We start from the raw sequence: 24817 nt of genomic DNA on the forward strand, positions 1-24817 counted from the left end.
CCCAGCCAAAACCCGGTTGGGCTTTTTTGTTTCCGCACGCATACTCGGCCGGTCTACGTGCATGCTCTAGAAACTCAAAATGCGAATCAAGGCCCGCCGTTTCTTTCTTTGGCTTTCATTGGCCGTGGCGGCCACGCTGGTGGCCATCGTCATCCTGCTGCTGCGTCAATTCGATGCCAACAAGCTGGGCAGCGATTTCAATCAGCGCACGCCCGGCGAATTGATTCGTTATGCCCGGATCCGCTTGATCGGACATGAGCTGCTGGAGCCGATCTTGCTGCCCGCCTTGGCCTATGCGGAATCCAAGGTCGAACGCGTCGTTCCAAGTGGCCGCCTGGCCAACTTGGGCAAGGGTCAGCAGTCACATACCCTCCCCCCCATCCGCTATGACGCCAAGGGTCAGCCGATCGCCGTCACACCCGAGGCGGCCCGATCTGCCGAGATTCAGGCCGGCAGCAGTTGGTCGGAGCTGCGCGTCAGCACCACAGAAGAGTTGGCTAAGGCCATGCTGACGGCCAAGCCGGGCCAAACGATTCTCTTGAACCCAGGGCGCTACCGCATCGCCGAGCCCCTCAGCACCAATAACGCCGGCCAGCAAGATCTGCCCATCACGGTCAGAGCAAGACTGCCGGGACAGGTCAGATTGGAGTCCTCGGCCGCAGAGATTTTCAAGGTGACTCAGCCATTTTGGGTCTTCGAAAATCTGCATTTGCGCGGCGTCTGCCCACAGCCGTCCGACTGCAAACACGCGTGGCTGGTGCTGGGTGGCGCCCGCAGCACCGTGCTGCGCAACAATCTGATCGAGGACTTCAATTCCCATCTACAGGTCAATGGCGATGACGCGCAATGGCCGGACGAAGGTTTGGTGCAATTCAACACCTTCGGCAATTCCCGCCCCCGCGACACCGCCATGATGGTGGCGCCCATCAATATCATCGGCGCCAGTAAATGGAGGCTGGCCGACAACAACATTAGCAACTTCGTCAAAGCCGGCGGAGGGCAGTCGTCCTTTGGCATCCTGATTCGCGGCGCGGGGCATGGCAGTCGGGTCGAGCGCAATCTGCTGGTGTGCACACCTCAGCAGATTTCTCAGCCCGGCATTCGCACCGGCATCTCCTTTGGCGGCAGCGGCTCCGACCCCCAGTTCTGCCGCGAGCAGCGCTGTGAGACCGAGCAAAACGCCGGTGTGGTGCTCAACAATGTGGTGGCCCATTGCAATGACTTTGCGATCGACCTCAGCCGCTCCGCATCCATGCTCTTGGCCCACAACACCTTGATCAACTCGGCCGGCATCGATGTGCGTGGCGCACTGTCAAGCGCCACCATCTACGGCAACCTGCTCGATGGCCGCATTCGCGAACGCGATGGCGCCCAAATCAAGGCCAGCATGAATGAGGTCCTCAAGCTCAGTGACTACCTGGAAGACGCAGACGCACTGCAACTGAACTGGCGCAGGCCGGTCGAGGCCATACCCTCCCTGGCATTGGCCAGCGATGATTTTTGTGGCGCGCCACGCCACAGCGCGACAAGACCCGGTGCCTTGGCCGAAGCGATGGCCAGTTGCATCAAGGCGAACAAGAGCTCCACTGAGACCGCGCCATGAGCAAGCAAGAACAAGTTGTTTGGCTTGCCGGTGCCAGCGGTCTGGTCGGCCGCGCGCTGTTACCACGCCTGATGGATAGACATGCCCTTGTGCATCTATTGCTGCGCCGCCCTGCCGTGAATCTGCCGGCGGGCCAGCAACTTCAGCAACATCGGGTCGACTTCAGCCGCGCCGATCTCGGCGCGCCGCAATTGCCGCCACCGCACGCGGTCTATATCTGCCTGGGCAGCACGATGGCACAGGCCGGCTCGGAGGCGGCGTTTCGCGCGGTCGACTTTGATGCCGTGCTCAACGTGGCCCGCGCGGCCCGTCTTGCCGGGGCGCAGCGTTGCGCGGTGATCTCGGCCTTGGGGGCCGATGCCACTTCCCGCGTGTTCTACAACCGCGTCAAAGGTGAGATGGAACAGGCCTTGATGGCCCTGCAGTTTGAACGCCTGGTGTTTGCCCGGCCCTCGCTGCTGAGTGGCGAACGCGAGGCCTTGGGGCAAACGGCCCGCCCCGGCGAGCGCTGGGCCTTACGCCTGACCCGCCCCTTCTTGCCCTTGATCCCGCTGCGCTGGCGCCCCATTGCCGCCAGCACGGTGGCGCGGGCACTCAGCCTTGCCCTGTATCAAGACGGACCGGCCGTTCAAGTGCTTGAATCGGGGCAACTGCAAACAATGGGAGCCTCCAAATGAAGCTGACTTTCCTGGGCGCGGCCGACTGCGTGACCGGCTCCCGCCATCTGCTCGAATTGGATAAAGGCGAGAACGGCAACAAAGGCTCGCGCCAGCGCCTCTTGCTCGACTGCGGCCTGTTCCAAGGCTACAAGACCTTGCGCGAGCGCAACTGGTCCGGCCTCGGCGTCGCCCCCGCCAGCCTCGACGCGGTCTTGCTGTCGCACGCCCATCTGGATCACAGTGGCTACATCCCGGCCTTGGCGCGCCAGGGCTTCAAGGGTCAGATCTTCTCCACCGGCGCGACCCGCGATCTGTGCGAGGTGCTGCTGCTGGACAGTGCCAAGCTGCAAGAAGAAGACGCCCGCCGGGCCAACCGCACCGGCAGTTCCAAACACGCCACCGCCCTGCCGCTCTACACCGTCGCCGACACCAAAAAGGCGCTGGCTCATTTTGTCGGCCTGCCACGCGACGGCCGCCTGCAACTCGGCAGCACACAGATCCGTTTCACCCCGGTCGGCCACCTGCTCGGCGCCTGCGCCATTTCAGTCACGGCGCAAGGCCGCACGCTGGTCTATTCCGGGGATCTTGGGCGCAGCAACGACCCCTTGATGCCGGCGCCGCAGCGCATCGAGGCAGCCGATGTGCTCTTGATTGAATCGACTTACGGCAACCGCGTGCATGCCCCGGAAGACGTGCAAGCCCGGCTGGCGCAAATCCTGCGCAGCACCTTCAAGCGCGGTGGATCGGTCTTGCTGCCCAGCTTTGCGGTCGGCCGCGCCCAGGAGCTGCTGCTCTTGCTGCAGCGCTTGCGCGAAGCGGGCGAGCTGGCGCTGGATGTACCTATCTATTTGGACAGCCCGATGGCCGAACTGGCCACCCAGCTGACCATCAAACACAAAAAGCTGCTGCGCATCGGCGCCAGCGACGCCGCCGGGCTTTGCGACGGCGTTCATCTGGTTACCAAGCCGGCGGAATCGCAGCGCCTGGCTGCCAGCCTGGCGGGGCCTCGCGCCAAGCCCTCCATCATCATCTCGGCCAGCGGCATGGCCACCGGCGGCCGGGTGCTGAACTACCTGGAAACCATGGGCCCGCAAGCCCGCCATCACATCGCCTTCCCGGGCTTCCAGGTCGGCGGCACCCGCGGCGCCAAGCTGATCGGTGGCGCCCGCGAAATCAAAATGCACGGTCATTACGTCGGCATCAACGCCGAGATCAGCCATCTGGAAGGCCTGTCCGGCCATGCCGATGCCGATGGCCTGATGGCCTGGCTGCGCGGTTTCAAACAAGCCCCCAGCCAGGTCTTTGTTGTTCACGGGGAGCCGGCCGCCAGCGACGCGCTGCGCAGTCGCATTCAAGATGAATTGGGCTGGCGGGTGCGCGTGCCACAGCATGGAGAGTCGGTCGAACTGTGAACCTGCTTGAACAAGCCTTCGGCAGCCACGCCGAACTGGCCACTGGTCTGCTGGCCGCCCTCGGCAGCGGCCTTTTGATCGGCCTGGAGCGCGAGCGCCACAAAGGTCGTGGCCATGGCGGCGGCCGCAATATGGAGCCGGCCGGCTTGCGCACTTTCACCATTGCCTCGCTGGCCGGCGCGCTGGCGCATGGTCTGGCCGTGCCCGGCCTGGTAGCGGTAGGCGCGCTGGCCATCACCATCTTGGCCGCCATGGCCTACTTCCGCAGCAGCGAGCGCGACCCAGGCCTGACCACCGAAATGGCCTTGCTGGCCACCTATTTGATCGGCGTCTTGTGCGTGCAGGCGCCCTTGCTGGGCGCACCGGCCGCAGTCACGCTGACCGCCTTGTTGAGTGCCCGCACGGGGCTGCATCGTTTCGCCACCCGCTGGTTGCGCGAGCAAGAACTGCACGACGGCTTGCTGCTGGCGGCCTTGGCCTTGGTGGTCTTGCCCATCATGCCCACCGAGCCGCTGCCTTGGCTGGCAGGCATGAAGGCCCATTCCTTGATGGGTTTACTCTTGCTGCTGCTGGGCCTGCAGGCTTTTGGTTATGTGGCCTTGCGCCTGCTCGGCGCGCAAACCGGCCTGGCCCTGTCGGGGCTGATGTCGGGCCTGGTGTCCAGCACGGCCACCATTGCCACCATGGGCCAAAGGGCCAAGGCCGAGCCAACATTGCTATTGGCCTGCACCTCGGGGGCGGTGATGTCCACCGCAGCCACCTGGCTGCAAGCCTGTTTGATGCTATTGGCCCTGGCGCCCCAGGCGGCCATGCATTTTTTGCCGCTGGGTGTGGCGGGCATTGTGGTGGCGGGCGGCACCGGCCTGCTGCTGGCGCGGCGCGCCAAGGCTGAGTTGAACGTCCCAATAAGCACAGATTCAGGCGAGCATTCGTCTAAGAAATCTCCCCACGCGGAGGCGCAAGCAGGCGGCCCACTGCGCCTGAAAGAGGCGGCCCTGATCGCCGTCCTGCTGAGCGTGGTGGCGGTCTTGGTCAGCTGGGCCGAGCGCAAATTCGGCAGTTCCGGCATGTTTGCCGCCGTGGCAGTGGCGGGCTTGGCGGATGCCCACTCACCTGTGGCCTCGCTGGCCGGTCTGGCCCATGCCGGGCAGATCGATGCCGAGCTGATGTGCCGCGGCGTCTTGGCCGCCATCGCCAGCAACAGCATCACCCGCAGCATCACCGCCTGGGTCAGCGGCGGGCGTCGCTTTGCCGCCATCGTCGCGGCGGTACTTTTTTCATCGTTGGCGCTGGCGGCCGGCCTGCTCTGGTTCATACTGCCGGCCCTCGCATGAGCCTGCATGAAGATCCAAACCATTTCCCCCGCGCGGGTCGATTTCAGCGACCCCACCGCCCCCTCTGCTCCCGACTTTGGCGACGTCTATCACAGCCGCGCCGGCGCCTTGGCGCAGGCACGCCATGTCTTTCTGGGAGCCAACCAGCTGCCGGGGCGCTGGGCGGCGCGCCAGCGCTTTGTAGTTTTGGAAACCGGCTTCGGTCTCGGCAATAACTTCCTGGCCACCTGGGACGCCTGGGCCCAAGACCCCGAGCGCTGCGAACAGTTGGTGTTCATCAGCATCGAAAAGCACCCGCTGCATCGCGAGGATCTGGCCCGCGCCCATCAAGACTCGACCTTGCCCGATCTGGCCGCGCAATTGCTGCAGGCCTGGCCGCCATTGACCGCCAATCTGCACCGCCTCAGCTTCGCGGGCGACCGGGTGCAATTGCTGCTCTGCCTGGGTGATGTGCGGCATTGGCTGCGCGAATTGGTGGCCGAGGTCGACGCCTTCTACCTTGACGGTTTCAACCCGAGCCAAAACCCGGACATGTGGGATGCCTACCTGCTGAAAGCGCTGGGTCGGCTCGCCGCACCCGACGCCACGGCCGGATCCTGGAGCGTGGCGCCCAGCGTGCGTGAGGGGCTGACTGCCGCCGGCTTCACGGTCGAGCGGCAGCGCGGCTTTGCCAACAAGGGCGGCATGTGTGTGGCCCGCTTCACCCCTAGACACCAGGCAAGCAAACCGGCCGGTCGCGTGGCGCTGGCGCCCCCCGACACGCAGCAAGCCGTCATCATCGGCGCCGGGTTGGCGGGCGCCGCCTGCGCCTGGGCCCTGGCCGAACAAGGCATCCACAGCACGGTGATCGACGGCCGCTCCGGCCCGGCCCAGGCCAGTTCCGGCAACCCGGGCGGCTTATTCCACGGCACCCTCAACCCCGATGATGGCCTGCATGCGCGCTTCAACCGCGCGGCGGCACTGGCGACCGAGCGCCTGCTCCACAGACTGGGCCCGGACCTGCCCTGGCTGCAGCGCGGCCTGCTGCGACTGGAGACCCGGCAGGATTTACCCGCCATGCAGGTGCAGCTGAGTCAGCTTGGTCTGCCGACCGACTATGTGCAGGCGTTAAGCCTGGCGCAGGCCGCAGAACTCAGTGGTCTCGACCTGCAACACCCGGCCTGGTTCTATCCCAGCGGCGGAGCGCTGCCCCCGCCCGACTACGTGGCCGCGCTGCTGCGCGTGGCGCAAGCCAAGACCTTGTGGTCCAGCCCGGTCACCCGGCTGCACAGGGACGAGGACCAATGGCAGGCGCTGGGGACCCAGGGCCAAGTGCTGGCGCAAGCGCCCTTGCTGGTCCTGGCCGGCGGTCATGAGGGTCAGGCCTTGCTGCAAGACCTGGCCCCCGGCTTGGCGGCCAGCCTGATGCTGCAACGCGGGCAAATCAGCCATCTGAGCCCGGCTTCACCACGGCCAAGACTGCCGGTGGCCGGACTTGGCTACGCGATTGCCGACCGCGCCAATGGCCTGTGGTGCGGCGCCACCAACCAGGCCGGCGATCTGGACCCCGCGCTGCGCGCCAGCGATCACACAGCCAATCTCGCGCAATGGGCGAAGCTGGCGCACTTGCCCGACGTTGACGCTTCGGCGGATTCGCTCCCAGCAGCCAGCGGCCGCGTCGGCTGGCGCTTGGCCACGCCCGATCGCCTGCCACTGGTCGGCGGCTTGCCCTGCGCCGGCGCTGACGGTCGGCGCGACCAAGCGCGCTTCATCCCGCGCCAAGCGGGCCTGGCGATCTGCATGGCCATGGGTTCGCGCGGCATCGGCTGGGCCGCCTTGTGCGCCCAGGTGCTGGCGGCCCAGGTCAGCGGGGCTCCTTGCCCGCTCGAAGCCAGCCTGATCGATGCCATCGATCCGGCCCGTTTTGCGGTGCGCGCGTTCCGGCAAGCGGGGTCGGCCAACAAGGCTTGAGTCTGGTCGACAAGGTCGACCAAGCGCCGCTGTCTGCACAGTAAGCCACACGGGATCAACACAAAGACGGGCGCAGTCCGCACGAGCTTGTCCAACCGGGTCGCGCAGCGCACAAGTCCGATCAATCTGACAGAAATATGACCGAAATGGACTGAGGACTTATCCCTCACGCCAGGCTTGGCCTGAGGGCGTCCTCTCCCCTGAAAGGTCTATTTCGAATGTCGTTCTCTTCTCTCTCCGGCCGCAGCATTGGCCAACGTTTGTCTCTGGTGCTCGGCCTTGTCCTGTCGATCTCCTTTGTTGGCGCGGCCTATGGCCTGTGGTGTTTGCGCGGTGTGGCGCAAGAAACGCAGGTCATGTATGAACACACGCTGGTGACCGAACGCGCCGCATCCGATTGGTACCGCAACATCACCAACGGCGTCAATCGCACCACCGCCATCGCCGTCAGCAGCGATCCCCATCTGGCCGACTTCTTTGCGGCCGGCGCGGCCGAGTCCACCAAGGCCTCGGGCGAGTTACAAAAAACCCTGGAAAAGCTGCTGATAGATCCGAAGGAGCGCGAGTTGTTTGACGCGCTCTCGCAAGCGCGCAAACGCTATCTGGCCAGCCGGGAAGCCGTCACCGCCGCCAAAAAAGCCGGTGAGTCTGAGCGCGCGCGCAGCCTGTTTGAGCAGGAATTCCAACCCGCAGCGGCCAGTTTTCAAGAGGCCATCAAGGAGATCGTCAAGCAGCAGCGCGAAGAGCTGGACGTGTCGGTTCGACGCGTCGAAGACAGCAATCAAGCCGCACAAACCGGCTTGATTCTGTTTGAGCTCAGCGCCATCGCGCTCGGCGTGGCCGCGGCCTTTTGGTTGACGCGCTCGATTACCGCACCGCTGAAACAGGCCGTCAGCGTGGCCGATGCCATTGCCCATTTCGACCTCAGTCACCCGATCCCCGCCGGCGGGCCCGATGAGACCGGGCAATTGATGAACTCGCTGCAAACCATGCAGTCCTCGCTGCTACAACTGATCGGCCAGGTGCGCGGGTCGACCGACAGCATTGGCACCGCCAGCGCGGAGATTGCCGTCGGCAACCATGACCTATCCGGCCGCACCGAGCAGACCGCATCCAATTTGCAACAGGCCGCAGCCTCGATGCTGCAACTGACCGGCACCGTGCGGCAAACCTCCGACTCGGCCATGACGGCCAATCAACTGGCCAGTTCGGCCGCGGAAGTGGCGCAGCGCGGCGGCGCCGTGGTGGGCCAGGTGGTCAGCACCATGGACGAGATCAGCGCCAGTTCACGCCGCATCAGCGACATCATCGGCACCATCGATGGCATCGCCTTCCAGACCAATATCTTGGCCTTGAATGCCGCGGTTGAAGCGGCCCGCGCCGGCGAGCAAGGACGCGGCTTTGCCGTGGTGGCTTCCGAGGTGCGCTCACTGGCGCAGCGCTCGGCCGAAGCCGCACGTGAAATCAAAAGCCTGATCGGCGCCAGCGTCGAGCGGGTCGAGTCCGGGACCCGGCTGGTGCAAGACGCCGGCAGCACCATGGGCGAAATCGTCGCCAGTGTGCAGCGGGTCTCCGACATCATCGGCGAGATCAGTGCCTCGGCCCGCGAGCAAAGCGACGGCATCCAACAGGTCAATGCCGCAGTGACCCAGTTGGATCAGATGACGCAGCAAAACGCGGCCTTGGTGGAAGAGTCGGCGGCAGCGGCCGAAAGCCTGCGGGATCAGTCTTCCCGACTGTCCGAGGCCATCGGCGTGTTTCGCTTGCAGCGCTAGACACTAATGGTCGGGCTTGCGCAGCAGGCACAAGCCAAACCCGAACCGCTCAAACGAAGTTGAGCGTCTTCACACCTTCAGACGTACCCAGCAGGCAGACCTGGGCGCGGTTGCGGGCGAACACACCCACCGTGACCACGCCCGGCCATTGGTTGACCTCGCGCTCAAAGGCCATTGGGTCACGGACTTGAAGGCCGGTCACATCGAGGATCTGGCAGCCGTTGTCCGTGACCACGCCGGCGCGCAGCGTGGCCACGCCGCCTTGCGCCGCAAAGGCGCGAGCGATTTGGGCGGCCGCCATCGGGATCACTTCCACCGGCAGCGGGAACTTACCCAACATCTGCACCAGCTTCGACTCATCGGCGATGCAGATGAAGCGCTCGGCCAGATCGGCCACGATCTTCTCGCGGGTCAAGGCAGCACCGCCACCCTTGATCATGTGGCCGGCATGGTCGATCTCGTCGGCGCCGTCGATATAGACGCCCAGGTCTTCGACTTCCGACGCATCCAGCACCGGGATGCCCAAAGCCTTCATGCGTTCGGTCGAACGCACCGAGCTGGATACGGCACCCGCCACCTTGATGCCGCTGGCGGCCAAGGCGTCAATGAATTTGTCCACGGTGGAGCCAGTGCCCACGCCAACAATGCTGCCGGGCTTCACATATTGCAAAGCGGCTTGGCCAACCAGGGTTTTGAGTTCGTCTTGGGTCATGCTGTGTGGACTTCTGATGGAGTGGAGCTTTGAAAGCCGGGCCGCCATTATCGACCAGGGGGCTCTGCGTCCCGCCCCACAAACTCCGCGAAGACCTGCATTGGAATCCAAGGTTGCACGCAAATACTGTTTGCATACACAGCTGTAGACATATACAGTCATGGCATTGAAACGCCAATGCCGGTGAACTTGCACCGATGCCGCCACTTCCTTGGAGCGCCGACGATGAAGCCAACGACCAACTCAAGCCCCCTGCTGTCTGTGCAAAAGCTCGGCTGCTTAAGCCGTGACCCGCAGGCCTGGATTGCCATGCTCGCTCTTGTCACCTTGCTGGGCTTGGGCACGGGGAGCTTCGAGCCCACCGAGGCGCTTGAGTTGGCGGCAAGCCAGGATCACACAGTGGCGCCAAACTCGATGCCCAGCCAGCCCAGCCCGGTCTTCAGCGCCTTGCCGCCAGCTGGCGAACAAGTCGCCAGCCTAGACGCACGCAAGCTTTGAGTTCGGCATCGGCAGTGTGGTTTCAAGCCGCGTAGAACTTGCCGTGGAAGCCGTAGCTCACCCAGTAGGGCAGCCAAACCCGCGCCAAGAGCCCGGCACTGAGTGCTTGCGCATCGAAGACCGACGCGAATGAACGCTTGGCTTTGATGTCATAGCCCAGCCCCAAGAGCCAGCCCTCGCCTTCTCGACTGCTGTTCGGCTTGGGGACCAGCACATGTTCCTCCAGCACCACGTCATTGCCGAAAGAGAAACGCTCACGCCGACCGCTTTCGATGTCCAGATGCATCAAGCCGTTATAGCCCCAGCGCTCACCGGTATCGATGGCGTTCAGGTGATAGACATGCCGGTAACGCTGCGCCACCACACGTGGGTCCACCACCGGGAACTCAACCGACTCATCTCGGGAGCGCATTTCAATGCGCCCGCCATTGACGCCTGCACCGCTGGCAGAACTGGCGCCCAGGCTGATGCGCAGAAAGCGCGGGCTGGACACCTTCTGCTTCGGTCGAGTGCCTGTCATGATGTCGTTCAAGGCCGCATTGATCACCGGGAACGGTTGCGCCTCCACATAGTCCAGATGAATCTGTGAACCATCGTCCCAGGCATTGCCGAAGTGGAACACCATCGCGGCAGGCATCTGCAGCACCCACCGCCGATCCAGATCGGACTTGTCGATCACCAAGACGGTCGTTGCGTCTTGTGCCTTCCAGCGCATCGACTCCAACATGCTCGAACCCGCGCGCACAGCCTCCATATCCAGTGCCAAAGGCGCCAGCAAAAAGACCAGAAAACGCTGTGACACGGCAAAGTCATGCACCATGGCCGATTCCGCCGGCATCTTGAACACGCGGCTGTTCAACAACTGACCTTGGGCCGAGAGTTGGTAGATCACCATCTGCCCGGATTGGCTGCCGAAATTCCACACCGTACCATCCGCCTCCACCTTGGGATGGGCGGAGAAAGGCACACCGGCCAAGTCCGGCGTCCAAACACGCGGCCCCTTGGTGGCCAGGCTGATCGGGTCCAGTTCATAGGCGCTACCGCCCTCCCACAGCGCGTACAAACGCCCCTCGTTCAACATCACACTGGTATTGGCGACGTTCACATCATCGGAGCTGCGCACCGGCGAGCGGGATTCCTGGTTGGCAAAGCTGGTGCCGAATGCCGGCAGCAAAAAGCGCCCGGCGGCGGCCTCGCTGCGGAACTTCTTGGTTTGCACAAAACGCGCCTTGTGGTGCACGGCGCCGCCGGCAAAAGTCCAGGCCTGCACCAGGCCGTCGCCATCGAACCAATGCTTGTAGCGCTCCTGGCCCCGTGCCATCAGACCCGGCCCATTGCGGTAATACACCCCACTCAATCCCGCCGGCAAGCGGCCCTCGATGCGCAGATCACGCGCATCAAACATCTCGCGGCCGCTGAAGCCCTGCAGCGGCGCCAGCTCCGGCGCCAGGTTGCTGAAGCCGGGCGCCATAACGCCCAGGGCCAGCGCCTCTTGCAAGAGGCTCAGATTGCCGAGCCCGGCCAGTCCAGCCAAACCCGCCTTGAACAGATTGCGTCTTTGCATGATGGGGCGCTCCGAACTCAGTTCAACTGAATCGAAACCAGCGCACCTTGCTTGGCCTCGAACTGCGCCTTCTCGAACTTGGGCGGGCCGAAGCTACCGGCGGCATTGTTGGAGAAGCCGTAGGGCTCTTTGGGCATGCCCATGGCATTGCTGTCGAGCTTGCCATTGCCATTCACGTCGTGAAAGATGCTCAGGGCCAGCGTGCCTTCGGGCAGGTCCTGCAGCTTGATCACAAGGCGGCCATTTATTTGCTGGCTGGCGTCGACGCTGGTGCCGGTAAGCGGCTTTTTCAACCAGCTGTTGGCATCGGTGTACACGGCCACCATCACGCGCCCCTCGCTTTGCGTCAAGCCCTCGACGGCCAAGTCCATATCCAAGGCATGGGCCGGCGTGGCGCCCAGCAGGCCGACCGACATGGCGTAGAAGCCGGACAAGGCCAGCAGCTTGGCCGCGAACAAGGCGCCGACAGTCTTGGTGGAGGTTTTCATCGCGAAGATTCCTGTGGTTCAGTGGTGGGATGACTGAACTCTAAGAACCTGCCTCGTCGACGAACAGCGGCTTGCGACAAGCGGTGGCAGCGCGTCGCGAGATGCCGCTACCGGGCGCCAATGGCTGTTGAAAATCGGGCGCTGAGCACGCCCGAGGCGAGGCGAGACAAGCTCGCCGATCAGCCCGTCAAGCGCCGCGACGCGCGCGCACCGCCGCGGCCAGTTCGCGCAGCAGCGGCTCGGTCTGACTCCAGCCCAGGCAAGCGTCGGTGATCGACACGCCGGGCAAGAGATCGGCCTTGTTCTTGCCTTCGGCCAAGTCCTGACGACCCGGCTGCAGATGCGATTCGATCATCACGCCGGTGATGCGCGCATCGCCGCCAGCGATTTGCGCCGCCACATCGCGGCCCACATCGATTTGGCGCTCGAACTTCTTGCTCGAATTGGCATGCGAGAAGTCCACCATCACCTGCTCGCGCAAACCCGCCGAACGCATGGCATCGCAAGCCGCCGCCACCGAGGCGGCGTCATAGTTGGGCGCCTTGCCGCCGCGCAAAATGATGTGGCAGTCGTCATTGCCGCGGGTTTCAAAAATCGCCGCGGCGCCCATCTTGGTCATGCCCATGAAGGCGTGGCTGGCGCTCGCCGCCAAGACTGCATCGCTGGCCACCTTGATGCCGCCATCGGTGCCGTTCTTGAAGCCGACCGGGCAGCTCAAGCCCGAGGCCAATTGCCGGTGGCTTTGGCTCTCGGTGGTGCGCGCACCAATCGCACCCCAGGCAATCAAGTCGCTGATGTATTGCGGCGACAGCAGGTCCAGGAACTCGGTGCCGGCGGGCAGGCCCAGGGCCGTCACATCCAGCAGCAGCTTGCGCGCCAGACGCAGGCCTTCGTTCATATGGAAGCTGCCATCCAGGCGCGGGTCGTTGATATAGCCCTTCCAGCCGACGGTGGTGCGCGGCTTCTCAAAGTAGACACGCATCACCACCAAAAGATCTTGGCTCAACTCATCTCGCAGATCCTTCAAGAGCCGGGCGTAGTCCATCGCCTGGTCATGATCATGGATGGAGCATGGGCCCACCACCACCAGCAAACGGTCATCCTGGCCATGCAGCACGCGACTGATGTCGCCACGGGCCTGCTCGACCAAGGCCAGCGAGGCATCGGGCGCGGGCAACTCGTCGAACAAGAGCGCCGGCGAGATCAGCGGCCGCACCGCGCCAATGCGGGTGTCATCGGTACGCGTGCTGTCTTGGGTCGAATCACGAGAGCCCACTTCGCGGTCTTGGGCGGGGTTGTCTAGATTTTTCATCACGGCTTTCCTGGGTTGCAGCGATTATCAACGCTGGCCATCTCGAGACGCCGCCGGACATCGGGCGAGAGCAGCCCACCGGCGATGCGACAATTCCGCCATGCCTCTGATCCCCTACGCCCTCACCCGCCCTTTCTTGTTCGGCCTCGATCCCGAGCATGCCCATGAATTGACACTTGGCGCCATCGCCAAGCTGCAGAACACGCCGGCGCAATGCCTGTGGTCGCAGTCCCGGGTGCAAGACCCGCTGGTGCTGGCCGGCTTGAAGTTCCCGAATCGCATCGGCCTGGCCGCCGGTCTGGACAAAAACGGCCGCTGCATCGACGGTCTGGGCGCCATGGGTTTTGGCTTCATCGAAGTCGGCACCGTCACGCCCAAGGGCCAGCCCGGCAATGACAAGCCGCGCATGTTCCGCCTGCCGCAGGCCGATGCCTTGATCAACCGCCTGGGCTTCAATAACGAAGGTCTGGCCAGCTTCTTGGCCAATGTGCAACGCGCCCACAGCTTCCGCGCGGCCGGCGGCCTGGTCGGCCTGAACATCGGCAAGAACGCCGCCACGCCGATTGAGAACGCCGCGGACGACTATTTGATCGGCCTGGAAGGCGTGTTCCCGCATGCCGACTACATCACCGTCAATATCTCCAGCCCTAACACCAAGAATCTGCGCGCGCTGCAAAGCGATGAGGCGCTGGACGCGCTGCTGAGCACGCTGCAAGCCAAGAAGCTCAAGCTCGAACAGGCCGCCAATCGCCAGGTGCCGATGTTTGTGAAGATCGCGCCCGACCTGGACGAAGACCAGGTCTCGGTGATCGCCCAAACGCTGAAGTCCAACGGCATCGACGGTGTGATCGCCACCAACACCACCATCTCGCGTGAAGCGGTCAAGGGCCTGCCACACGCCGAAGAAACCGGCGGCTTATCGGGCAGGCCGGTGTTTGAGGCCAGCAACCGCGTGATTCGCCTGCTGCGCGCAGCACTGGGCAGCAACTACCCCATCATCGGCGTGGGCGGCGTGATGAGTGGCGCCGACGCGCGCGCCAAGCTGCAAGCCGGCGCCGATCTGGTGCAGGTCTACACCGGCCTGATCTACAAGGGCCCGGCCCTGGTCAGCGAATGCGCGGCCGCTATGGCCCGCGGCTGAGGACGGCTCCGGCATGGGCATCGAGATCGAGCGGAAGTTCCTGGTCCAGGGCCAGGACTGGAAGCAAGGCAGCGGCCAATACCTGAACCAAGGCTATTTGAGCCGCGACCCAGCGCGAACGGTGCGGGTGCGCATTGCCGGCGATGCGGCCTGGCTGACCATCAAGGGCGCCAGCGTCGGTGCCACGCGGGCCGAGTTCGAATACGCCATTCCGGTCAGCGACGCACAAGCCTTGCTGCAACTGGCCGATGGCCCCTGTGTTGAAAAGATCCGCCGCATCGTGCCGCATGGCGGCATGAACTGGGAAGTGGATGAATTCCTCGGCGCCAATGCCGGCCTGGTGGTGGCGGAGATTGAGCTGAGTTCGGAGTCGCAAGCCTTTGAGGCCCCGCCCTGGCTAGGCCAAGAAGTCACCGACGATACGCGTTACTTCAACTCACAGCTGGCGGCGAGGCCGTTCACCAGTTGGTAAGTTGACTCAGGTCGTTCTGGCCGAACACTCGACGGCCAGCCTGGTCTGCCGGGCATCTTCCTGCATCGCGGCGCGCTTGGAGCCATGCTGATCGCTGCCCAGCAATCAAGCTGGGCCGATCCGGGGCATTGGTGCAACCTTGCCTTGTATCAAACAAAGGCCCCGCGCAGGCTCGCAGAATCCTTGCCATGCAAGACTCCGCCCGCCCCATGGAAGCCGACTATCCACGCGACCACGCCAGCAGCGGGCGCGCCGCAGAATTGCCGACGCAGCGCTTGGATCGCCTGCTGCATGCCAGTACGGCGCCTTGGACTTCGGGCCTGTCCCCGGTAGCGCTGGGTTTGGCCACGGCCGATTGGGCCTGGCATCTGGCCGTCTCGCCGGGGCGGCAGATGGAATTGGCCAGCCTGGGCGCGCAATTGGCGACACAGGCGCTGAAGGACAGCTGGCCCGCCGGCCCTGGCGCGCCAGCCGATGCAACAGGTCGGGCGACCGGCAGCGTTGATGATGACCCGCGCTTTCGCCATGAGGCCTGGTCACAGTGGCCCTTCAGCGCACTGCGAATTGGTTTTCGCCAAAGCGAGGCCTTCTGGCGCGAGGCCGCCAAGATGCCGGGCATGAGCGCCCACCATGCCGAGATGACGCAGTTCTTCGCCAAGCAACTGTTGAACACACTAGCCCCGGCCAACTACCTCCTCAGCAATCCGGTCGTGCTGCAGGACGTCATTGAGAGCCAAGGCGGCCATCTGGCACAGGGCTTCAGGCATTGGGTAGAAGATGTCACAGGCGTGGAGCTTCCTCAGCAGGCATCAGCCCAAGGCACGGCCGCTCAAGCGCGCAAGGTGCCCGGCCGCGACGTGGCCATCACGCCGGGCAAGGTGGTGATGCGTAACCACCTGATTGAGCTGATCCACTACACGCCGCAAACGGACAAGGTCTATCCGGAGCCTATCCTGATCGTGCCGTCCTGGATCATGAAGTACTACATCCTGGACCTGTCCCCGCACAACTCGATGGTGCGCTACTTGGTCGAACAAGGCCATCAGGTCTATATGCTGTCCTGGCGCAACCCGGACGCCAGCGACCATGATCTGAGCATGAGCGACTATCTGCGCCTGGGCATTTTTGAATCGCTGCGCACCATCGCCAAGCGCCACGGCAAGGCACGCCCGGTGCACGCCATGGGCTATTGCCTGGGTGGCACCTTGCTGGCGATTGCCGCCGCGGCGCTGGCACGGCAAGGCAAGCCCGCCAAGGGCGCTCCGGCTGACGAAGGCGGCGTGGCCGGCGCCGAGCACTTGCCCGAACTGCGCTCGCTGACCCTGCTGGCGGCGCAGACCGACTTCTCCGAGCCGGGCGAGCTGGGTCTTTTCATCGACGAAAGCCAGATCGGCTATCTGGACGAAATCACCCGCGGCAAAGGCTATCTGAGCGGTGATCAGATGGCGGGTTCCTTCCAGTTCCTGCATTCCCGCGACTTGGTGTGGACGCGCCGCATGCGCGAATACCTGATGGGCGAGCGCGAACCGCACACCGATCTGATGGACTGGAACGCCGACACCACCCGCATGCCGGCACGCATGCACCATGAGTACCTGACGGCCCTCTATCTGCACAACGCCCTGGCCCACAGCGCCTACCGGGTCGATGGACGCACGGTGTCGCTGGGCGATATCGAGGCACCGATCTTTCTGGTCGGCACCGAGCGCGACCACGTCTCGCCTTGGGCCTCGGTCTACAAACTGCACCACCTCTGCGAAGCGGAGATCACCTTTGTGCTGACCAGCGGTGGCCACAACGCCGGCATCATTTCCGAACCGGGCCATGCCGGGCGCAGCTACCGGATTGAGACTCGACCGGCGCATGGCGCCTGGGTGCCCCAGCAAGAGTGGGCGCAGCGCTTGCCGGTACAAAGCGGCTCCTGGTGGCCGGCTTGGCATCACTGGTTGGCTGAGCGTTCGTCGGCTGCAACACCGTGGCGCGCCAAGCCCACCTCAGCGCGCAGCAAGCCTGCGCCAGACCTGGGCGATGCGCCGGGCGACTATGTGCGCCAATGCTATTCAGACTGAGCAGCCGCTCAGCGCCTGCCAGTCCCAGCGTCTGCAGGCGCTGCTGCGGGCGGCCATGGCCTGCCCCTTTTACGGGGCGCTACTGAAAGGGCGCACGCTCGATCAGATCGCCTTGCGCGATCTGCCGGTGATCAGCAAATCGGCGCTGATGCAGCGCTTTGAGCAGCATGTCGGCGACCCGCAACTGCGCCTGAGCGAATTGCAAGCCTTTTGCCGCGACCCGAGTCGCATCGCCGAGCCCTACCTCGGCCGCTACACGGTCTGGGAAAGTTCGGGCAGCAGCGGCCAGCCCGGCATCTATGTGCATGACGCGGCGGCCATGGCCGTCTACGAACAACTGGAAGCCACACGCCGCCAAACACCTCGGCCCTGGGCTCGGCTCTGGGACCCGCTCTATCTGACGGAGCGCTTTGCTTTTGTCGGCGCCATCGACGGGCATTTCGCCAGCCATGTCTCGGTGCAGCGGCTGCGGAAAAAGCAGCCCTGGCTGACCACGCAATGGCGCAGCTTCTCGATTCTGCAAGCGGCCAGCGCATTGGTTCAGCAGTTGAATAGTTTCATGCCCAGCATCATTGCCACCTATCCCACGGCGGCCCTGCTCTTGGCGCAAGAGCTTGAGCGAGGCGCGCTGCGGTGCCACCCACAAGAAATCTGGACTGGTGGCGAGACCCTCAGTACCGCCATGCGCAGCCGCATCGAGGCGGCCTTCGGCTGCCCGCTGCGCAACAGCTATGGTGCCTCGGAGTTTTTGCCGATCGCCTGGGAATGTGCAAAGGGCCATCTGCACGTCAACGCCGACTGGGTGATTCTGGAACCGGTCGATGCACAAGGCCAAGCCACGCCGGCCGGCCAGGCTTCGCACACAACCTTGCTGACCAATCTGGCCAACCACGCCCAACCCTTGATCCGTTTCGACATCGGCGACAGCATCACGCTCGATCCGCGCCCCTGCGCTTGTGGCTCGGCCCTGCCCGTCATCGAAGTGCAGGGCCGGCGCGACGATATGCTCAGCATCGCGGGTCTTGGCGGCCAGGGTTCGATCCCGCCCCACGTTACCCTGCTGCCGCTGGCCTTGAGCACGGTGCTGGAGGAGGATGCCGGCCTGTTCGATTTTCAGCTTCAGCAAACCAAGACCGGGCTGCAGTTGAGCCTGGGGCCGAACGCAGACAAAAGCCCGCAGGCACGCGAGCTTTATCGACGCGACTTGAAGCGTTTCATCGCGCAACAAGGTGGCGCGCCACAGCGGCTCAGCATCCGGGTCGGCGACCCGCGCCAACTCGGCCGCAGCGGCAAACACAAGCGCATCAGCGCCCTGCCCTCAAGCGGGGGCGCTGCCGGACAGTAAGGCCAAGACGCGCTCGGCCAGTTCGGCATGCACAGCATTCAGGGCGGGCACAGTCTGGCTGGACCCGTTCATGAACACCGCCATCAGAATCGGCGCTTGCTTGGGCGGCAAAAAGATCGCCACATCATTGACGGCCCCATTCGCCCCGGTGCCGGTCTTGTCGCCAGCCGGCCAGTCTTTTGGGGCGCCGGCGCGCAAACGGCCCAGCCCGGTCTCGGTCTCATTCATCCACACCAGCAACTGCTGCCGCGCCGCGTCCGACAAAAAGTCACTGCACAAGAGCCGATCCATCAGGGCCACATAACTGGCCGGCGTGCTGGTGTCGCGCGGGTCATCGGGCAGATTGCTGTTGAGCGCTGGTTCGATCCGGTCCAGCCGAGTTTCGGTGTCACCCAACTCCCGGAAAAAGCGTGTCAAGCCCGGTGGTCCGCCCACCAAGGGCAGCAGCAAATTGGCTGCCGGGTTGTCGCTCTCCAGCAGGATGGCCGCGCACAAGTCCAGCACGCTCAGCGAGGCCGAAACCGTGCCTGACTCCAGCAGCGCACCGGTCACCGGGGCATGCGGCACCATATCGCGGGGGCCGAAGCGCACCCGCTGATCGGGCCGCAACTGGCCGGCGTCGATGCGCGCCAGAACCGCCCCAGCCAAAAGCAACTTGAAGGTGGAGCACATGGCAAAGCGCTGCTCGGCGCGGTAGCCGAATTGCAGCCGGGTACCGGTGTGCAAAGCGAACACGCCGAGCTGCCCGCCGACCTGAGCCTCCAAGCGGCGGCAAGCTTCTTGCACAGATTCAACGGCCCAGGCCGAGGGGCTTATGCCCAGCGGCAGGCCCAGCAAGGCCCCGCCCTGCAGCAGGCGCCGCCGATTTATACCGGACAAGGGGCTCAAGGCGCCAGTACTCGCAAGACCTTTTGGAAGGCTTCCACTGCCTTGCCCTTGCGCGCACGCTTGCCGGCATAACTGGCCAGGCCCACGCCCTTGAGCACTTCTTCCTTAGGCTTGGCGCCGCGACCGGTGCCAACCACCAAGAGGCTCTGGGTGAAGGCCGCCACGCTCAGCAGCGCGTCCTTGTCTTCAAGATCCACCAAGGTCAGGCCGCGGCCGCCCTTGGGCTGGTGTTTCAGCTCATCCAGCGCATAGGTCAGCAAGCGGCCGTTCAAGCTCAAACAAGCCAGTTGCACGCCCGCCACCTCGCCCACCGGCACGGCGGCCGGCGGCAAGGGTTGCTCCTGCCCTTCCAGGCTCAGAAAGGTCTTGCCCGCTTTTTGGCGGCCGACCAAATCGCCCACTTGGGCAATCAAGCCAAAGCCACCGGTGCCGGCCAAAACCAAGCGCTGCGTGGCGCTGCCGGCGAAGTAATGCGCAATCTGGCTGCCACTTTCCAGCTCAATCAAGGTGGTGATCGGTTGGCCGTCACCGCGCCCGCCCGGCAAGACCGAGACCGGCACCGAGTAGACCCGGCCGTTGTTGCCAAAGACGATCAGCGGATCGACGCTGCGGCAAGGGAAGGTGCCGTAGAGTTGGTCACCGCTCTTGAAGGCCAGGGCCGCGGGGTCGATTTCATGGCCCTTGAGCGCACGCACCCAACCCTTGATGCTGACCACCACCGTCACCGGCTCGTCGACGATGCGGACTTCGGCAATCGCCTTTTTCTCTTCCTGAATCAAGGTGCGGCGATCGTCGCCAAACTGTTTGGCGTCGGCCTCGATTTCCTTGATGACGGTGCGCTTCAAGACGCCGGGGTTGGCCAGGATGTCTTCCAGCTTGGCCTGTTCCTCGCGCAGGGTCTTCAACTCCTGCTCGATCTTGATCGCTTCCAGCCGCGCCAACTGGCGCAAGCGGATTTCAAGAATGTCCTCGGCCTGCCGATCGCTGAGCTTGAAGCGATCAATCAGCGCCGCCTTGGGCTCATCGCTGTTGCGGATGATGCGGATGACCTCGTCGATATTGAGTAGCACCAGCTGCCGGCCTTCCAGCACATGGATGCGGTCCAGCACCTTGGCCAAACGATGCTGGGTGCGGCGCTGCACCGTCTGCTGTCGGTAACCCAGCCACTCGCTGAGGATCTGGCGCATGCTTTTCAGCGTGGGCCGACCATCGGCGCCGATCATGGTCATATTGATCGAGGCCGAGGTCTCCAGGCTGGTGTGCGCCAAGAGCGTGGTGATCAGGTCTTGCTGCTCGACCGTGCGGCTCTTGGGCTCGAAGACCAGGCGCACCGGCGCGTCCTTGCTGGACTCATCGCGCACGCCGTCCAAGACCGCCAAGAGGCTGGCCTTGAGCTGCAACTGCTCCTGGCTGAGCGCCTTTTTGCCGGCCTTGACCTTGGGGTTGGACAGCTCTTCGATCTCTTCCAGCACCTTTTGGCTGCTGGTGCCATGCGGCAATTCGGTGACGATCAATTGCCACTGACCGCGGGCCAGGTCTTCGATCTTCCAACGCGCACGCAGCTTCATGCTGCCACGGCCGCTTTGGTAGGCAGCGCGGATGTCGTCCGCCGAGCTGATCAGCTGGCCGCCGCCGGGATAGTCCGGGCCGGGCAGCAAGGTGAACAGGTCTTCGTCGCTGAGGTTCTCGTTCTTCAGCAGCGCCACGGCGGCCGCCGCCACCTCGCGCAGATTGTGGCTGGGCACTTCGGTGGCCATGCCCACCGCGATACCGCTGGCGCCATTCAAGAGCACAAAAGGCAGGCGCGCTGGCAACTGGCGCGGCTCTTCGGTGGAACCGTCGTAGTTGGGCGCGAAGTCCACCGTGCCTTCGTCGATTTCATCGAGCAGCAGGCGCGCAATCGGCGCCAAGCGCGCTTCGGTGTAACGCATGGCCGCCGCGCCGTCGCCATCGCGGCTACCGAAATTTCCTTGACCGTCGATCAGCGGATAGCGCTGCGAGAAGTCCTGCGCCATGCGCACCAAGGCGTCGTAGACCGACTGGTCGCCGTGCGGGTGGAAGCGGCCCAAGACATCACCGACCACGCGGGCACCCTTGACCGGCTTGGCACCGGCCGTGCCGGTAAAGGCCAGGCCCATGCGCTCCATCGAATACAGAATGCGGCGCTGCACCGGCTTTTGGCCATCGCAGACATCGGGCAAGGCGCGGCCCTTGACCACGCTGAGGGCGTACTCCAGATAGGCTCGCTCGGCGTAATGGCCCAGGGTCAAGGCATCGGGGTCATCGCTGGGCGGCGGGGCGTCAAAAATCGAGGTCTGCTGAGTCATGGTTTGTCAGAGTGAATCGTCAGATGCTGGGCTTGAGCGGGCATGCCGTGTTGCAGCAAGGCCCAATACAGCTCCAGCACCAGATGAACATGGGCTTGGGTTTCATCAATCGGCGGCACCACGCCGCCGGCACGGCGCACCGCGCCTTCACCGGCGTTCCAGGCCGCCAAGGCCGCATCAATGCGGCCAAATCGTTTGATCAAATCGGCGAGCATGCGCGCGCCGGTCAAGACATTGATGCGCGGGTCGAGCAATCGCTCTTCGACCGGGCGCAAGCGTTCGGTCAAGCTGGCATAACGAGCCGCCGCGACGGGGGTGATTTGCATCAGGCCCATAGCGCCGCGCGGCGACACCGCATTGCGCCTGTAGCCTGACTCGACGGTGATCACCGCCTTCAACAAGGCCATGTCCACGCCGGTCTGCGCAGCGGCTTCGCGCAAATAGGGCTGCACCGATTTGACCTCGGGGGCAATCTCCAGCCAGGTCAGCAAATGCTGGCTGCTGTCTTGCTTGCCGGGCACCCGGCCTTGGGACGCATGGGCCGCACCCAGCACCAAGTTGTAGGCGCCGTCGATCTGGCGTGTGGCCAGATGCGCCATGCCCTGGGCGTCAACATAACCCCAAAGCTCAGCTTGCACGGGCAAGGCCAGAGCCAGCGCGGCGGCGCCCATCGCAAATCGGGAAGACTTCACTCGCCCTCCTCGCCCAAGGCCAGGCGGGCTTGATACTCGCGGTCCAGCATGGACATGACGATCAGGCTGTCATAGCCATCGGCGCCGTCCAAATTGACCCGCACGCTTTCGCGCAGACGGCCCTCTTCCACAAAGCCTTCGCTGGCGTAAAGCTTCAAGGCACGGGTATTGAGTGCTTTCACATCCAGCCAAAAGCGATGGGCATGCAGCTGCGTGAAGGCCAGCCTTTTCAACAAGCGCACACAGGCCCGACCCAGGCCCTGGCCTTTGGGTGCCAAGACGATGCGCTTCAGCTCCACCGAACCATGCGGATTGCGGCAGCCTTGAAAGATCACAAAGCCGGCGCGCGCCGAATCCGGCCCCGCCTCGATGATGAAGTGCCGAAAGTCTGGAAAACGCACCGCGCCTTCGTGCTGGGTGCGCTCCCAAGGCGTGATGAAGGGCCGGTTGCTGCCGTCTTGCTCGACCGAGACCACAAAGTCCAGGTCCGACAACATGGTCGGACGCAGATGGACTCGCGGCGTGCTCATATATCGACTTCCACCGAGTCGCCATGGATTTCCATCAACTCGCGGCGTGACGATGCCTCACCCTTGCCCATCAGCTTGTTGATGGCCACCTCGGTCTCGGCCAAATCGAGTTGGCCATAGGCGATGGTGCTCAGGCGCCGGGTCTCGGGATTCAGCGTGGTGTCCCACAACTGGGTGGCGCTCATCTCACCCAGGCCTTTGAAGCGGCTGATGCTCCAAGAGCCTTCACGGGCGCCTTCCTTGCGCAACTTGTCCAGCGTGGCGGTCAGCTCGCCCTCGTCCAGCGCATAGATCTTGGCGGCGGGCTTTTTGCCACGGGCCGGTGCATCCACCCGGTAGAGCGGTGGGCGGGCCACAAAGATGTGGCCGGCTTCCACCAGCTTGGGGAAGTGACGGAAGAACAGGGTCAAAAGCAAGACCTGGATGTGCGAGCCGTCCACGTCCGCGTCCGAGAGGATGCAGACCTTGCCGTAGCGCAGGCCGCTCAGATCGGGCGAGTCGTTTTTGCCATGCGGGTCCACGCCCAGGGCCACCGAGATGTCGTGAATTTCGTTGTTGGCGAACAGTCGGTCGCGTTCCACTTCCCAGGTGTTGAGCACCTTGCCGCGCAGCGGCAGGATGGCCTGGGTTTCTTTGTTGCGGCCCATCTTGGCGCTGCCGCCGGCCGAGTCGCCCTCGACCAGGAAGATTTCGTTGTGCAGCAGATCGCGGCTTTCGCAATCGGTCAGCTTGCCCGGCAAGACGGCAACACCCGAGCCTTTGCGCTTCTCCACCTTTTGCGAGGCGCGCTGGCGGGTCTGCGCCTGTTTGATGACCAGCTCGGCCAGTTTCTTGCCGAACTCGACATGCTGGTTCAGCCACAGCTCCAAGCCCGGCTTCACATAGGTGGAGACCAGACGCAGCGCGTCGCGGCTGTTCAGGCGTTCCTTGGTCTGACCCTGGAATTGCGGATCCAGCACCTTGGCCGAGAGCACGAAGCTGGCGCGCGAGAACACATCGTCCGGCATCAGCTTGACGCCCTTGGGCAGCAGGCTGTGCAGCTCGATAAAGCTCTTGATGGCACCAAAGAGGCCGTCTTTGAGACCCGACTCATGCGTGCCGCCCGCAACCGTGGGGATCAGGTTGACATAGCTTTCGCGCATGGTCTGACCCTCTTCGGTGAAGGCCACGCACCAAGCGGCGCCCTCGCCTTCGGCGAAGTTCTCGGTCTCGCTGCGGCCGGCATATTGTTCGCCTTCAAACAGCGGGATCAGCGGTTCAGCCGTCAAGGTCTGCTGCAAATAGTCACGCAGGCCGCCCTTGTATGACCAGGTCTGCACATCACCGGACTTCTCATTCGTCAGCGTGACGATCACGCCCGGCATCAGCACCGCCTTGCTGCGCAGCAGGTGCACCAGCTCGTTCTTGGGCAGGTCAGCGCTTTCAAAATACTTGGCATCGGGCCAGACGCGTACCGTCGTGCCCTGCTTGCGGTCGCCGCGCTCGGCCTTACGCACCGCCACGGCCTCGACCACATCGCCGTTCTCAAAGGCCAGCGTGGCCACCTCGCCGCCGCGCCAGACGGTCACTTCCAGGCGCTTGGCCAAGGCATTGGTGACGCTGACGCCAACGCCGTGCAGGCCGCCCGAGAAGCTATAGGCGCCGCCCGAGCCCTTGTCGAACTTGCCGCCGGCATGCAGGCGGGTGAAGACGATCTCGACCACCGGCACGCCTTCTTCGGGGTGCAGGCCGAAGGGAATACCGCGGCCGTCGTCGGCAATCGACACCGAGCCATCACTGTGCTGGATCAGGTCAATGCGCTTGCCGAAGCCGGCCAAGGCCTCGTCGGCCGCGTTGTCGATCACTTCCTGGATCGTGTGCAGCGGGTTGTCGGTGCGGGTGTACATGCCCGGCCGCTGCTTGACGGGCTCCAAGCCCTTGAGCACGCGGATCGAACCCTCGCCATAGGAGCCAAGGGTCGGGGTATTGCTGGAGGAGGAGGTTGCTTTGCTGGTCGCCATGGGGCGGGATTCTAGGCGGGCGTTCCCGAGGCAGCTTCCCGACACC

Annotated in this window: 20 protein-coding genes; 11 read left to right on the forward strand and 9 right to left on the reverse strand. The window is 64.1% G+C overall.

Annotated features, from left to right (window positions below; genetic code table 11):
* Positions 1-79: 79 nt before the first annotated feature.
* From WG899_RS03075 to WG899_RS03100, 6 genes are all read left to right on the forward strand, one after another.
* Positions 80-1603: a right-handed parallel beta-helix repeat-containing protein gene (locus tag WG899_RS03075; RefSeq protein WP_339594137.1), complete on the forward strand. Its 1524-nt coding sequence runs from the start codon at positions 80-82 to the stop codon at positions 1601-1603.
* Entirely contained in the window at positions 1600-2280 is a 681-nt protein-coding gene (locus tag WG899_RS03080; protein ID WP_339594138.1) for an NAD(P)H-binding protein, read from the forward strand. The genes WG899_RS03075 and WG899_RS03080 overlap by 4 nt, the downstream gene beginning before the upstream one ends.
* Entirely contained in the window at positions 2277-3674 is a 1398-nt protein-coding gene (locus tag WG899_RS03085; RefSeq protein WP_339594139.1) for an MBL fold metallo-hydrolase RNA specificity domain-containing protein, read from the forward strand. Before WG899_RS03080 ends, WG899_RS03085 begins: the two co-directional genes overlap by 4 nt.
* Positions 3671-5008 (forward strand): MgtC/SapB family protein, encoded by a 1338-nt coding sequence (locus tag WG899_RS03090; RefSeq protein WP_339594140.1) that lies wholly within the window; start codon positions 3671-3673, stop codon positions 5006-5008. Before WG899_RS03085 ends, WG899_RS03090 begins: the two co-directional genes overlap by 4 nt.
* Positions 5009-5014: 6 nt before the next feature.
* Positions 5015-6958, forward strand: a complete 1944-nt coding sequence (mnmC, locus tag WG899_RS03095) for a bifunctional tRNA (5-methylaminomethyl-2-thiouridine)(34)-methyltransferase MnmC2/FAD-dependent 5-carboxymethylaminomethyl-2-thiouridine(34) oxidoreductase MnmC1 (protein ID WP_339594141.1) — start codon at positions 5015-5017, stop codon at positions 6956-6958.
* Between the two features lie 218 nt (positions 6959-7176).
* Positions 7177-8733 (forward strand): methyl-accepting chemotaxis protein, encoded by a 1557-nt coding sequence (locus WG899_RS03100; RefSeq protein ID WP_339594142.1) that lies wholly within the window; start codon positions 7177-7179, stop codon positions 8731-8733.
* A gap of 49 nt (positions 8734-8782) precedes the next feature.
* Here the strand turns inward: WG899_RS03100 and rpiA are convergent, their stop codons facing one another.
* Entirely contained in the window at positions 8783-9445 is a 663-nt protein-coding gene (rpiA, locus tag WG899_RS03105) for a ribose-5-phosphate isomerase RpiA (protein WP_339594143.1), read from the reverse strand.
* A gap of 225 nt (positions 9446-9670) precedes the next feature.
* On the opposite strand from rpiA, the gene WG899_RS03110 reads away from it, so the two are divergent.
* Positions 9671-9943: a hypothetical protein gene (locus tag WG899_RS03110; protein WP_339594144.1), complete on the forward strand. Its 273-nt coding sequence runs from the start codon at positions 9671-9673 to the stop codon at positions 9941-9943.
* 22 nt (positions 9944-9965) lie between these two features.
* Here the strand turns inward: WG899_RS03110 and WG899_RS03115 are convergent, their stop codons facing one another.
* The 3 genes from WG899_RS03115 to WG899_RS03125 all read right to left on the reverse strand — a co-directional run bounded on the left by WG899_RS03115 (position 9966) and on the right by WG899_RS03125 (position 13307).
* Positions 9966-11507 (reverse strand): carotenoid oxygenase family protein, encoded by a 1542-nt coding sequence (locus WG899_RS03115; protein WP_339594145.1) that lies wholly within the window; start codon positions 11505-11507, stop codon positions 9966-9968.
* Between the two features lie 17 nt (positions 11508-11524).
* Positions 11525-11995, reverse strand: coding sequence for a DUF2141 domain-containing protein (locus WG899_RS03120; RefSeq protein WP_339594146.1), 471 nt, complete (start codon positions 11993-11995; stop codon positions 11525-11527).
* 187 nt (positions 11996-12182) lie between these two features.
* Positions 12183-13307, reverse strand: a complete 1125-nt coding sequence (locus tag WG899_RS03125) for a 3-deoxy-7-phosphoheptulonate synthase (RefSeq protein WP_339594147.1) — start codon at positions 13305-13307, stop codon at positions 12183-12185.
* 100 nt (positions 13308-13407) lie between these two features.
* Here WG899_RS03125 and WG899_RS03130 point away from each other — a divergent pair, with 100 nt between their 5' ends.
* From WG899_RS03130 to WG899_RS03145, 4 genes are all read left to right on the forward strand, one after another.
* Positions 13408-14448, forward strand: coding sequence for a quinone-dependent dihydroorotate dehydrogenase (locus tag WG899_RS03130; RefSeq protein ID WP_339594148.1), 1041 nt, complete (start codon positions 13408-13410; stop codon positions 14446-14448).
* Between the two features lie 13 nt (positions 14449-14461).
* On the forward strand, positions 14462-14920 hold the full coding sequence (locus WG899_RS03135) for a CYTH domain-containing protein (RefSeq protein ID WP_339594149.1): 459 nt from the start codon (positions 14462-14464) through the stop codon (positions 14918-14920).
* Positions 14921-15108: 188 nt separating this feature from the next.
* Positions 15109-16989 (forward strand): PHA/PHB synthase family protein, encoded by a 1881-nt coding sequence (locus WG899_RS03140; protein WP_339594150.1) that lies wholly within the window; start codon positions 15109-15111, stop codon positions 16987-16989.
* Positions 16964-18334 (forward strand): phenylacetate--CoA ligase family protein, encoded by a 1371-nt coding sequence (locus WG899_RS03145; protein ID WP_339594151.1) that lies wholly within the window; start codon positions 16964-16966, stop codon positions 18332-18334. The genes WG899_RS03140 and WG899_RS03145 overlap by 26 nt, the downstream gene beginning before the upstream one ends.
* Here the strand turns inward: WG899_RS03145 and bla are convergent.
* Genes bla through WG899_RS03170 form a run of 5 tightly spaced genes read right to left on the reverse strand, consistent with a single transcriptional unit; the run spans position 18308 to position 24771 of the window.
* Positions 18308-19222: a class A beta-lactamase gene (gene bla, locus WG899_RS03150; RefSeq protein WP_339594152.1), complete on the reverse strand. Its 915-nt coding sequence runs from the start codon at positions 19220-19222 to the stop codon at positions 18308-18310. The two genes, WG899_RS03145 and bla, sit on opposite strands and share 27 nt — an antisense overlap.
* A complete protein-coding gene (parC, locus tag WG899_RS03155; RefSeq protein WP_339594153.1) occupies positions 19219-21549 on the reverse strand; it encodes a DNA topoisomerase IV subunit A in 2331 nt (776 codons plus the stop codon). Before parC ends, bla begins: the two co-directional genes overlap by 4 nt.
* Positions 21546-22241 carry a lytic transglycosylase domain-containing protein gene (locus tag WG899_RS03160; protein ID WP_339594154.1) on the reverse strand — a complete coding sequence of 232 codons (696 nt, stop codon included), beginning with the start codon at positions 22239-22241 and terminating at the stop codon, positions 21546-21548. The genes parC and WG899_RS03160 overlap by 4 nt, the downstream gene beginning before the upstream one ends.
* Positions 22238-22771 (reverse strand): GNAT family N-acetyltransferase, encoded by a 534-nt coding sequence (locus WG899_RS03165; RefSeq protein ID WP_339594155.1) that lies wholly within the window; start codon positions 22769-22771, stop codon positions 22238-22240. The genes WG899_RS03160 and WG899_RS03165 overlap by 4 nt, the downstream gene beginning before the upstream one ends.
* The gene (locus WG899_RS03170; RefSeq protein ID WP_339594156.1) at positions 22768-24771 is read right to left on the reverse strand and encodes a DNA topoisomerase IV subunit B; all 2004 of its coding nucleotides are present in this window, start codon (positions 24769-24771) and stop codon (positions 22768-22770) included. Before WG899_RS03170 ends, WG899_RS03165 begins: the two co-directional genes overlap by 4 nt.
* Between the last annotated feature and the right edge of the window lie 46 nt (positions 24772-24817).

The sequence above is a fragment of the Paucibacter hankyongi genome (assembly GCF_037482915.1).
GTDB classification, from domain to species: domain Bacteria; phylum Pseudomonadota; class Gammaproteobacteria; order Burkholderiales; family Burkholderiaceae_C; genus Paucibacter_A; species Paucibacter_A hankyongi.

Coding starts and splice junctions, on each gene's coding strand:
- WG899_RS03075 (WP_339594137.1), top strand. CDS start 80: ATGCGAATCAAGGCCCGCCGTTTCTTTCTTTGGCTTTCATTGGCCGTG.
- WG899_RS03080 (WP_339594138.1), top strand. CDS start 1,600: ATGAGCAAGCAAGAACAAGTTGTTTGGCTTGCCGGTGCCAGCGGTCTG.
- WG899_RS03085 (WP_339594139.1), top strand. CDS start 2,277: ATGAAGCTGACTTTCCTGGGCGCGGCCGACTGCGTGACCGGCTCCCGC.
- mnmC (WP_339594141.1), top strand. CDS start 5,015: ATGAAGATCCAAACCATTTCCCCCGCGCGGGTCGATTTCAGCGACCCC.
- WG899_RS03100 (WP_339594142.1), top strand. CDS start 7,177: ATGTCGTTCTCTTCTCTCTCCGGCCGCAGCATTGGCCAACGTTTGTCT.
- rpiA (WP_339594143.1), bottom strand. CDS start 9,445: ATGACCCAAGACGAACTCAAAACCCTGGTTGGCCAAGCCGCTTTGCAA.
- WG899_RS03110 (WP_339594144.1), top strand. CDS start 9,671: ATGAAGCCAACGACCAACTCAAGCCCCCTGCTGTCTGTGCAAAAGCTC.
- WG899_RS03115 (WP_339594145.1), bottom strand. CDS start 11,507: ATGCAAAGACGCAATCTGTTCAAGGCGGGTTTGGCTGGACTGGCCGGG.
- WG899_RS03120 (WP_339594146.1), bottom strand. CDS start 11,995: ATGAAAACCTCCACCAAGACTGTCGGCGCCTTGTTCGCGGCCAAGCTG.
- WG899_RS03125 (WP_339594147.1), bottom strand. CDS start 13,307: ATGAAAAATCTAGACAACCCCGCCCAAGACCGCGAAGTGGGCTCTCGT.
- WG899_RS03130 (WP_339594148.1), top strand. CDS start 13,408: ATGCCTCTGATCCCCTACGCCCTCACCCGCCCTTTCTTGTTCGGCCTC.
- WG899_RS03135 (WP_339594149.1), top strand. CDS start 14,462: ATGGGCATCGAGATCGAGCGGAAGTTCCTGGTCCAGGGCCAGGACTGG.
- WG899_RS03140 (WP_339594150.1), top strand. CDS start 15,109: ATGCAAGACTCCGCCCGCCCCATGGAAGCCGACTATCCACGCGACCAC.
- WG899_RS03145 (WP_339594151.1), top strand. CDS start 16,964: ATGTGCGCCAATGCTATTCAGACTGAGCAGCCGCTCAGCGCCTGCCAG.
- parC (WP_339594153.1), bottom strand. CDS start 21,549: ATGACTCAGCAGACCTCGATTTTTGACGCCCCGCCGCCCAGCGATGAC.
- WG899_RS03165 (WP_339594155.1), bottom strand. CDS start 22,771: ATGAGCACGCCGCGAGTCCATCTGCGTCCGACCATGTTGTCGGACCTG.
- WG899_RS03170 (WP_339594156.1), bottom strand. CDS start 24,771: ATGGCGACCAGCAAAGCAACCTCCTCCTCCAGCAATACCCCGACCCTT.